8 protein-coding genes and 1 tRNA gene are annotated in these 9936 nt (G+C 68.0%); 1 reads left to right on the top strand and 8 read right to left on the bottom strand.

The window, feature by feature from the left end; genetic code table 11:
• Positions 1-109: 109 nt before the first annotated feature.
• Entirely contained in the window at positions 110-883 is a 774-nt protein-coding gene (locus AB4Y86_RS04545; protein WP_441400480.1) for an ABC transporter ATP-binding protein, read from the top strand.
• Between the two features lie 474 nt (positions 884-1357).
• Here AB4Y86_RS04545 and AB4Y86_RS04540 read toward each other — a convergent pair whose 3' ends face one another.
• The 8 genes from AB4Y86_RS04540 to AB4Y86_RS04505 all read right to left on the bottom strand — a co-directional run bounded on the left by AB4Y86_RS04540 (position 1358) and on the right by AB4Y86_RS04505 (position 9859).
• Positions 1358-2713, bottom strand: coding sequence for an ABC transporter substrate-binding protein (locus AB4Y86_RS04540; RefSeq protein ID WP_441400478.1), 1356 nt, complete (start codon positions 2711-2713; stop codon positions 1358-1360).
• 442 nt (positions 2714-3155) lie between these two features.
• Positions 3156-3229, bottom strand: a tRNA-Leu gene (locus AB4Y86_RS04535).
• A 30-nt stretch (positions 3230-3259) separates the two neighbouring features.
• A complete protein-coding gene (locus tag AB4Y86_RS04530) occupies positions 3260-4237 on the bottom strand; it encodes an N-acetyltransferase (protein WP_441400476.1) in 978 nt (325 codons plus the stop codon).
• Positions 4238-4358: 121 nt separating this feature from the next.
• Positions 4359-5816, bottom strand: coding sequence for an NAD(P)/FAD-dependent oxidoreductase (locus AB4Y86_RS04525; protein WP_441400474.1), 1458 nt, complete (start codon positions 5814-5816; stop codon positions 4359-4361).
• Between the two features lie 34 nt (positions 5817-5850).
• Positions 5851-7245 carry a S8 family serine peptidase gene (locus AB4Y86_RS04520; protein ID WP_441400472.1) on the bottom strand — a complete coding sequence of 465 codons (1395 nt, stop codon included), beginning with the start codon at positions 7243-7245 and terminating at the stop codon, positions 5851-5853.
• A gap of 164 nt (positions 7246-7409) precedes the next feature.
• Positions 7410-8357: a Ppx/GppA phosphatase family protein gene (locus AB4Y86_RS04515; protein ID WP_441400470.1), complete on the bottom strand. Its 948-nt coding sequence runs from the start codon at positions 8355-8357 to the stop codon at positions 7410-7412.
• Positions 8354-9076, bottom strand: coding sequence for a DUF501 domain-containing protein (locus tag AB4Y86_RS04510; RefSeq protein ID WP_441400482.1), 723 nt, complete (start codon positions 9074-9076; stop codon positions 8354-8356). The genes AB4Y86_RS04515 and AB4Y86_RS04510 overlap by 4 nt, the downstream gene beginning before the upstream one ends.
• An 81-nt stretch (positions 9077-9157) precedes the next feature.
• On the bottom strand, positions 9158-9859 hold the full coding sequence (locus AB4Y86_RS04505; RefSeq protein WP_441400468.1) for an FtsB family cell division protein: 702 nt from the start codon (positions 9857-9859) through the stop codon (positions 9158-9160).
• Between the last annotated feature and the right edge of the window lie 77 nt (positions 9860-9936).

The raw sequence follows: 9936 nt of genomic DNA, 5'->3' as shown, positions 1-9936 counted from the left end.
AGGCGGACACTGCACACGGTTCGCCGCACGGCAGGCGCAGCGCCGAAGAGCCGACCCGGGAAGAGCCGAAGCGCGGCGAGCAGCCGCCCAGCACAGCGAAGGACACAGAATGAGCTCCACGAGTGCGGCGCCCGCCGCGAATCCCGTGTACGAYGCCGATTCGGTCGTCAAGGTCACCGATCTGGTAGCCGGGTACATCCCGGGCGTCAATATTCTCAACGGTTGCAGCATCGAGGCCCGCAAGGGTGAGCTGATCGGCATCATCGGACCCAACGGAGCCGGCAAGTCGACCCTGCTGAAGGCCATGTTCGGCCTGGTCAAGGTGCATTCCGGCTCGGTCGTGGTCCGCGGCCAGAACATCACCGGGCTGAAGGCGAACAAGCTGGTGAGCCGGGGCGTGGGCTTCGTCCCGCAGACCAACAATGTGTTCGCGGCCCTGACCATCGAAGAGAACCTCCAGATGGGCATGTTCCAGCGGCCCAAGGACTTCGCCGAGCGTTTCGACTTCGTCGCGGAACTGTTCCCTGAACTGGCCAAGCGCCGTGCCCAGCGTGCAGGTTCGCTCTCCGGCGGCGAGCGCCAGATGGTCGCCATGGGACGGGCCCTGATGATGGATCCGGCTGTGCTGCTGCTCGATGAGCCCTCGGCCGGCCTGTCCCCGGTCAAGCAGGATGAAACCTTCCTGCGGGTGCATGAGATCAACCGTGCGGGCGTCTCGGTGATCATGGTGGAGCAGAACGCGCGCCGCTGCCTGCAGATCTGCGACCGCGGCTACGTCCTGGACCAGGGCAAGGACGCGTACACAGGCACCGGCCGGGAGCTCATGAAGGATCCCAAGGTCATCCAGCTGTACCTGGGAACCTTGGCCGACACCGTCGACTAGTCCGTCCATCGCTGCCCAGAGGGCCGTCACCAGCCGGTGGCGGCCCTTCTGCGTGGCTGGCGAGTGTGCGGTGGCTCCACCCTCCGGTCGGCCGTCCCACCGCGCTCCGGAAGCAGCCACTTGCTCGGCGCCTGCGCTCGTTCCTCCCCGGCGGCCCCCTACCCTCGCAAGCTCGGGCAGGGAACCCTGCCGCCGTGGGCCCAACGCAACAACGGCGCTTTCGCAAGCACCTGCCTCCGTCGCTCTCAGCGATCGTCTCACCGAGCACCCTCCGCCGGCCGCGACACGTTTCCGCGCAGGTTTATCGGTCGGGCTATCCCTTGCGCCCTCGAATTGCCAGCGTCGGGCACTCCTCGGCTCGACAATAGTCTGCTGTACGTGACGCCCGCCCGACAGCGTTGCCCTCCCCGACAAACAGGAGACCCCCGTCCGGAGGGGACGGGGGCCTTCTGTGTGTCTGGGTGGAATGCGGCCTTACAGCTTGCCGAATTCTTCCTTGACGGGCTTGTAGGTGTTGTCATCCTGGTACTGGTAGATACCGATGTAAGCCTCCGTCGGGTCGCCCGCGTCGGAGAACGTCACGGGGCCGGACTGGCCGTCGTAGTCGATGTCCTTACCGTTGCGGAGCAGGGTGACGCAGGAGGCGAAGTTGAAGCATTTCTCCCCGCCCTCGGACACGTCCTTCAGGTGCTTGGCAATGTCCACGCCCTTGGTGCTCTTGGCTTCTTCCGTGGCGAGTGCGATCAGGTTTACCGCATCGTAGGACTCGCCTGCATAGCTGTAATCCTTGAGCGCCGGGTCGATCGCGAGGAGCTTCTTCTTGAAGTCATCCTTGGCGAACGTGCCCGGGATGGTGCCCTCGGCGCCCTTCAGGGTGCCAGCCTTGAAGTCCTTGCTGTAGTCGGACATGTTGCCGTCCACCATGAAGATCTGGGTGGGCTTGACCCCCTTGCCCGTCATGAGCGGCACGATGCTCTTGGCCTGGTCGAACGTGATCAGGGCGATGGCATCCGGCTTGGCCGCGAGGACCTTGTCCACCTGGCTGCTGAACTGGGAATCACCTTCGTTGAAGAGTTCCTGGGCTACAACCTTGCCGCCGGCGGCTTCAACGGCCGCCTGCACGTTCTTGGCCAGGCCGGTGCCGTAGGCGTCGTTCAGCACGATCATGCCGACCGTCTGGGCGCCRCAGGTRGTCATGTAGTTGCCGAGGACCTTGCCCTGGAGAACATCGGACGGGGCGGTGCGCCAGTAGAGGCCCTTGTCATCCCAGGTGGTGAAGTCCGGGGAGGTGTTGGCCGGCGAGAACTGGATGACTCCGGCGCCGGTGATCTGGTTGATCACGGTCTTGGAGACGCCCGAGGAGGCGGCACCAACAATGGCACTGACGCCCTGGCCCAGCAGCGCGGTGGTGGACTGGGTGGCGATGTCCGTCTTGGTGTCGCCGGAGTCGCGGTGGATGACCTCGACGGGCTTGCCCAGCACGCCGCCGGCGTCGTTGACCTCCTTGATGGCGAGGTTGACGCCAGCGATTTCGGGCGGGCCGAGGAAGGCCAGGGAACCTGTGGTCGGCAGCAGCGAGCCGATCTTGAGTGGAGTATCAGTCGTGGTCGAGGAAGCGGGCACAGAGCCAGCTGCGCTGGCCGAGGTGCTGGCACCGGCGGTTGCACTCGGGGCCGGGCAAGAGATGCCTGCGGCCTGGCCGGAAGCCGAACCCGAACCGGTTGACGTCGGCGTGGACGAACCGCCGCACGCCGTGGCCAACAGGGCGACGCCGAGGCTAAGCACTGTGAGCTTAGCGAAGCGCGGCGCCACCTGTGGGAGTGAAGTCATAGAGAATCTCCTCGATCTAAAGGTGCGAACGGCCTTTGACGCGAAAGATCAGGTGTTCCTGATTTAGATTCAAGCTAGTGCAATTTCCGCATGAAAATAAGTGACTTCGGTCACATCCTTATAACACTCGTTGCATATCGGAAATCAAGCCGGTGCGCTCGGTGTGCGGAGGCGGCAAGAACGCCCCCGCACCGGTCGTAGAGACCGCGGTACGGGGGCGTCTTTTGGCGTTCCCCTGCCATTGGGGGGTACGAGAGGAACTGCCCCACCATATGTGCCCGGATTCCGCAAGTCAAAAGCCCAGGCCGGACGCGCCCAAAGGGGTTCGTCGAAGGTTCGGCGCCGGTGAAGGCGGCCAAAGTCACGGGCCGGACAGCCCCGCAGCTACCGGCGACGTCGCCCGGCGCGCCGCTGCCGCCGAGGGAAAACAGGCCTCAATTTGTACCCCAGGTGGGACTCGAACCCACAACACGCGGATTTTAAGTCCGCTGCCTCTGCCAATTGGGCTACTGGGGCGCCCGGCCCATAATATCCCGCCGAAGGGTGCTACGACGCTGCCGGCGGAGCGCCGAACGGCTTCGCGTAACGGAAGGCACCGCTGACGCCGCCCGGCCAGAGCGCCAGCGGCAGCAACTGGAAGTGCTCTGCCCACGCCCGGTCCGGGGCCAGCACGCCGAGCGAGGTGGAGGGCACAAAGCCGAACCGCGCGTAATACTCGGGGCTGCCCAACAGTGCGATGCCGCGCTCCCCCGCGGCGTTCGCGCGGTCGATGGTCTCCTTCATGAGCGCCGAGCCAATGCCGTGACGTTGCAGCCGAGGCGCCACCCCGATCGGGCCAAGGCCCAGCAACTGCAGGTCTCCTGCCCAGCCCCGGGTGCTGATCACATGGCCGACAAGTTCGCCGTCGAGCTCCGCCACGATGCTGAAGTCCGCCAGGTACTCCTCGCAGTCGAAAAGCCGCCGTAGCAGCTCGACCTCTTCGGGCTCGCCGTCGACCGGCAGGCCCGTGACAGGTGAGATGGCGAACGCCGCCGCGGTGAGGGCAAGGAGCTCCGGCCGGTCCGCCGGCTGCTCGCTGCGCAGGACCAGCGCGGGCGCCGGCAGCTGTCCGCCGCCGTTGGCCGAACGGCTGCCTGCGGACAACTCATGGAGGACCTCCAGCGCCCGCTCGGCGTCGACGGCCGGAACCAGCAGGTGGTCGTGGTGGAACCCGGCCAGCACGTTGCAGCTGATCTTCGCCTCGGTCAGGGCGGCGCCGACGGCGGCCGTGAGTCCGATCGCTTCCAGCGAGGAATGAACCTGCAGGGTGATCCAGGCGGCCACGAAGTCGTAGCTCAGGCCCAGGGCGTCGGCGTCGGGCCTTGGCAGCACCACCGTCAGTCCCTCAGCCTCGCGGACAGCAGCCGCGATGTGGCCCTCCAGCGGTTTGCCGTGCGGCCAGAGGGCGTAAACATACTCGCCCTCGCGGACAACTGGCCGCATGATCGCCAGCAGGGTGTTCAGGTCCTTTTCGGCAGGAGTCATGGCCCAAGTCTAGGCGGGACGGACGCCCGGCCGGCCGCTCCACCCTCCCCGGGACCCAGACCAACGACGACGGCGGCCGCTCCCCGGAAGGGAACGGCCGCCGTCGTGGGGCTGCCGTGGCCTACTTAGCGTCCGCTGCGACAGGTTCCTTGGCCGGTGCCTCTACGGGCTTGGCGGCTGCCGGAGCGGCCGGGGCAGCAGCCGGCTTCGGAGCCGGGGTCGCTGCGGCCACAAACGCTCCGCGCGGGTTGTCCAGGTCCATCAGCTGGGTCGTGTCGCGGCCCAGGAACAGGGTCCAGAACCAGCCGGAGATGACTCGGATCTTGCGTTCGACCGTCGGCATCGCCAGGCCGTGGTAGCCGCGGTGGGCGAGCCAGGCCAGCGGGCCCTTGAGGCCGATGCGGCCCAGCAGGTTGATGTTGGCAACGCCCTTCCACTGGCCGAAGCCGGCGACTGCGCCCAGGTTTTTGTGCTTGTAGTCCTTGAGCTCCTTGTCCCAGCGCGAGGCCCAGAGGTTCTTGGCCAGGCGCTTGGCCTGGCGCAGCGCGTGCTGGGCGTTCGGGACGCAGGTGCCGTCCGGCAGGCCGCTGCCCGTGAGGTCCGGGACGGCGGCGATGTCGCCGGCGGCCCAGGCGTTTTCGACGATGCCTTCGTCGCCGGAGACGCGCAGGTCCGCAAGGACACGGACCCGGCCGCGGGGCTCGAGCGGGAAATCAGTGGAGCGGACCATCGGGTTGGCCTGCACACCGGCGGTCCAGACGAGGGTGTCGGATTCGAATTCCTGCGCGGGGGTCTTGTCCGGCAGGTTGATCAGCTTCAGGGAACCCTCGGCGTTGTCCAGCGAGGTGTTCAGCAGCACCTCGATGCCGCGGCTGCGCAGGTGCTCGACAACCCAGTCGGCCTGCTTGGCGGTGACCTCGGGCATGATGCGGCCCATGGCCTCGACCAGGACGAAGCGGACTTCCTCCTGCTTGAGGCGCGGGTTCTTCTTGACCGCGGTGCGGGCCAGGTCTTCCATTTCGGTGAGGCATTCGATGCCGGCGAAGCCGCCGCCGACGACCACGAAGGTCAGGGCGCGGGCGCGTTCGACCGGGTCGGTCATCAGCGAGCCGGTTTCGATCCGCTCAAGCACGCTGTTGCGCAGTGCAACGGCTTCCTCGATGGTCTTCAGGCCGATGCCCTTGTCCGCGAGGCCCTTGATCGGGAAGGTGCGGGTGATGGCACCGGCGGCCAGCACGACGTCGAAGTAGGGAATCTCGAAGTTCTCGCCGCCGTCAGCGGGTGCAACCACTGCGGTGCGGTTGGCGTGATCGATCGAGAGGACGCGGCCCTGGATCAGTTCGGTCTGCTTGAGGTGCTTGCGGTGCGAGACGACGGCGTGGCGCGCCTCGATGTTTCCGCCGGCCACTTCGGGCAGGAAGGGCTGGTAGGTCATGTAAGGCAGCGGATCCACGACGGTGACGATGCCACCGGCATTCGCGATCTTCTTCTGCAGTTTGAGGGCTACGTACAGGCCGACGTATCCGCCGCCGACGACGAGTACCCTGGGACGGTCCTGGAGCTGAGGTGAGGATGCCATGGTCCCAGAATACCGCAGTTTGTGAAAATCTTCACTAACTCCCCGGGGTATGCGAATCCACTGCGTCCGGCTCACCGCTTTCCGGGTTTGCCGGGCCCGCTCCGGCGCCGCGCACCACTCTCCGCAGCTGGAGGGCTGCCGCCGCGATGATACAGACGAAGAGGCCGCCGAAACCCAGCACCACCATCGCCGGGACGGCGCTGTCGGCCGGCGACGGAGCCTTCGCCACCGGAACGGTCGCCTCGGGCAGGGTCGGTTCCGCACTGGAAGGGCTGGGAAGCGCCGCGGGCTCGGAACTGACGGGATTGCCCCGCCGGTGCACGCGGATCCAGTCCGAGATCGATCCCAGCGGGTTGACCGTGGTTTCCGGAACATCAGCCTTGAGCGCCGCCTCGGCGTCAAGCACGCCGAAGCCGTACAGCGGGTCCTTGCCCGGAGCCCCTGCGTCCTTCGCGGTGCTGACGATCCGGTTGATGACCTGGCGGGCCGACATGTCCGGCCATTTGGAGCGGATCAGCGCAGCGACGCCGGCCACGATGGGTGTGGCGCCCGAGGTACCCGCCCACTCGGCGTAGCCGCCACCCGGCAGGCCTCCGGCCAGGCCCTCGGCCGGTGCGGCCACGCCGATGCTGATGCCTTGGGAGGAAGAATCGATGCTGGCCACGCCCTTGCGGTCCAGGCCGGCTACCGTCAGCACACCGGGGATGGTCGCCGGGGCACCGACCTGGACGTTGCCGCCCACGCGGTTGCCGGCGGCGGCGACGATGACCACGTCTTTCTGTTCGGCATACAGGAACGCGGCATCCCAGCTTTGCGGCCATTCCGGGGAAGTGCTGCCGAGTGAGATGTTGATGACCCGGGCTCCGTTGTCCACGGCCCAGCGGACCGCGGCAGGGATCTGGTCCTGGTCGCTCTTGCCGCCCGGGTTGGCCGATCCGAGCCAGGTGGACACCGAGAGGAGCTGGGCCTCCGGCGCCACGCCCACGATCCCGTCCGGGCCGGGACCCGGGCTGGGAGAGGCGCTCGGGGTGGGGCTGGGGCTGTCAGTTGGGCTGGCGGGCTGGTGCCCGCGGCCGGCGAGCATGGTCGCCACCAGGGTGCCGTGCTCGGGTTTGGCGCCGATGCTCTTCTGGCCGTCGGCGGCCCCCGCTCCGGACACGTCCGTTCCGCCGGTCAGCACACCCTTGAGGTCGGGGTGCTTGCCGTCCACGCCGCTGTCAATTACGGCGACCTTGACATTGGCGCCCTTCGAAACTTCCCAGGCCTTGGTAATGCCGGACTCGGTCAGCCAGTATTCCTTGTCCCTGGTGGCATCGGCGTGGGCCGCGGGTGGCGCGTACAGTGCTGCCGTGGCACTGCCGCCGCCGGCCAGGGCCAAGGCCAGTAACGCGGAGGCGGTCCGGCGGTGCCGGGCTGTTGCTCTGGTCATTCGGGTCCAATCGGCGGTGTGTCTAAGGGCGCGGCGCTTTATGGGCGAGGCGGTCGGCGGCGGCTGCCCTCCCGGCACGGAGCTGCCCCGCCCGGCACTGCCGCCGTCGGGAACCGAAGGAAATGGGAACCGCAGGGGTGGGTCGCGCCAGTCCGGGCGTAAGGCTAGCTGATGCTCAGGGCAATCCCGTCAAGAATATCGTGTTCGCTGGTGAGGACCGACGTGATCCGGCCGTCGGTGGCGGCGGACATCCGTTCCAGCACCCGGCGCCAGATCAGGCCGCCGGCGCCGATCACGTCCACGCGGCCTGGATGCATGTACGGCAGGGCGGCGCGGTCCTGCCTGGTCATCTCGAGCAGGGAAGTGCACGCCTCCCTGGCCGTGGCCAGGTCAAGTTCGGTGCCGTGGATGGCCTCCGCCGAGTATTCGGCCAGCTTCAGGGCATGCGCGGTGATCGTGGTGACCGAACCTGCCACGCCGATCAGGGCGGTGGCGCGGGCCAGCGGCACCGTCTGGGCCGCGCGGCTGATCGCGGCGTCGACGTCCGCTTCCGCCGCGGCGATCTGCTCCGCCGTCGGCGGGTCGCCCAGCAAATGCCGTTCGGTCATCCGGACGCAGCCGACGTCGACCGACTTGGCGGCAATGACCCCGTCGGCGTCGCCGAGCACGAACTCCGTGCTGCCGCCGCCCAAATCCACCACCAGCACCGGCTCCTTGCCGCGGGAGGGCAGGACGCTGCTGGCCCCGGCGAAGGACAGCGCTGCTTCCTCGTCACCGCTGATCACCTCGGGTTCAACGCCGAGCAGGTCGCGGACACCGTCGATGAAGACCTGCCGGTTGCGGGCGTCCCGGGTGGCGGACGTCGCCACGAAGCGGACCTGCCCGGCACCGTGGCTGCGGATCAGTTCGGCATAGTCGCGGGTGGCCTCAAGGGTGCGGTCCAGCGCGTCCTGGGCGAATTCGCCGGTTGCGTCCACACCCTGGCCCAGGCGGACGACGCGCATTTCACGCACGACGTCGATGAGCCGTGGCGCGCCGTCGGAGGCGGCCACATCCGCGATCAGCAGTCGAATGGAGTTGGTGCCGCAGTCGATCGCGGCCACGCGGCTCACTGGCCGGCTCCGGTGTCGGCGTCGGCGTCCGCGTCCGCGGCGGTGCGGGACTTCCGGACCGGGGCCGGCCGCCCGACGATGTCCGGAAGCCCCTGCGGGCCGTGCCGGCTCAGGTCCTGCGAAGGGGCTTCTCCTCCGGTGTCCCAGGCGCCGTCGCAATAGCAGCGTTCGCGGGTCCACCACTCGCTGATGCCGGCGATCGCCTCGTCTCCCAGCGGGTTGACGCCGGGACCGGCCGCGAGCGAGTGCCCCACCAGGACATGCAGGCACTTGACGCGGGTGGGCATGCCGCCTGCGGAGATCCCGTCGATCTCCGGTACGTCGCCGATGCCTGCCCGGGTGCCGATTTCTGCCCGGGACAGCAGGTATGCCTCGTGTGCGGCCCGGTAGCCGTCAGCCAGCGCAGCGTCGGCGCCGAGCCGTTCGTTCATCTCATTCATCAGCCCGGCCGCTTCGAGCCGGGACACGGCGGCGGTGATGACCGGGTGGGTCAGGTAAAAGGTGGTCGGGAACGGCGTGCCGTTGCTGAGCCGCGGCGAGGTGGCCGCCACCAGAGGGTTGCCGCAGACGCAGCGGGCGGGGATTTCGACCACGTCCCGGACCGGCCGGCCGAGTTGGCGGCTAAGCACGTCCAGATCCTGGGCCGACGGTCGGCGCAAATCCGCCGGCGCCGTGGCGGGGCCGGCGTTGACGGGATTATCCGCCGGGGAATCATCCATTCGGTTCTGGTCCACTGGTGCGGCACCTTCCTGCCCTGTGGGGACTACCGGATGGCGGTAGTCCGGCGGCGGGCGCCGCTCTTAGTCTGTTGCCGACCGCCTGATGGACTCCCAGAGGGAATCCACCCACGGCAGATTGGCCGGGTCTGCGGCAGTTCCTTCGGCGGTGCGGGCACCGCTCGTCCCGGGAGGCAGATCGCTGCCGAAAACCCAGTAGCCGGTTTCGCCGGGCATAACCATGTTAATCCGGTCGCGGGCCTGTTGCTTCACGTAGTTCGGGTCCTGCCAGCGCGTGAGCTGGCGCTTCAGGTCTGTCTGCTTGGTCTGCTGGGCTGAGATGTCTGCCTGCAACGCTGAGATTTCGGCGCGTTTTTCGACGAAAATTTTGACTGTGGGCGCCAGCATGATGGTGATGGCGACCATCACCAGGCCCAGGGCCAGCATGCGGCCGGAGAAGGCCTTCGCCGGGACGGGCCCGAGGTCGTCCGGTTCGCCGGCGGGGTTGCCGGCGTGGCCCGTGGCTGCCTTGGCGGGCCCGCCGGCGGCGCTTCGTGCCGCTCCCGCCGGTGTCCCTGCGGGGGCGCGGCGGCTAGTCTCGGCTGGGACGGCGGCCGACGGTGCATTGCCATTCCGGGTTGGCGGGACGTCCGGACCGGTTCCGCGCCGGGAGCCGCCGAAGTCGGCCTTGATGACATCGCCGCCGTCGGCTTCCCCCTGGCCGGCGGCCGAAGACTTCGAGGCCGCAGGGGCGGCCCGGGGAACCTTGGGACGGCGGGTTGCCATGTCACTCCTTCAAACAGGCCACAAAAGGACCGGCCAAACAGAACCGGTGGCCATGGTCATTCCACCATAGCCACCGG

The organism is Arthrobacter sp. 2YAF22_2 (genome assembly GCF_052114645.1).
Taxonomy (GTDB): domain Bacteria; phylum Actinomycetota; class Actinomycetes; order Actinomycetales; family Micrococcaceae; genus Arthrobacter.
The sequence above is the reverse complement of the archived record's forward strand: the minus strand, read 5'-3'. Positions and strand labels throughout refer to the sequence as shown.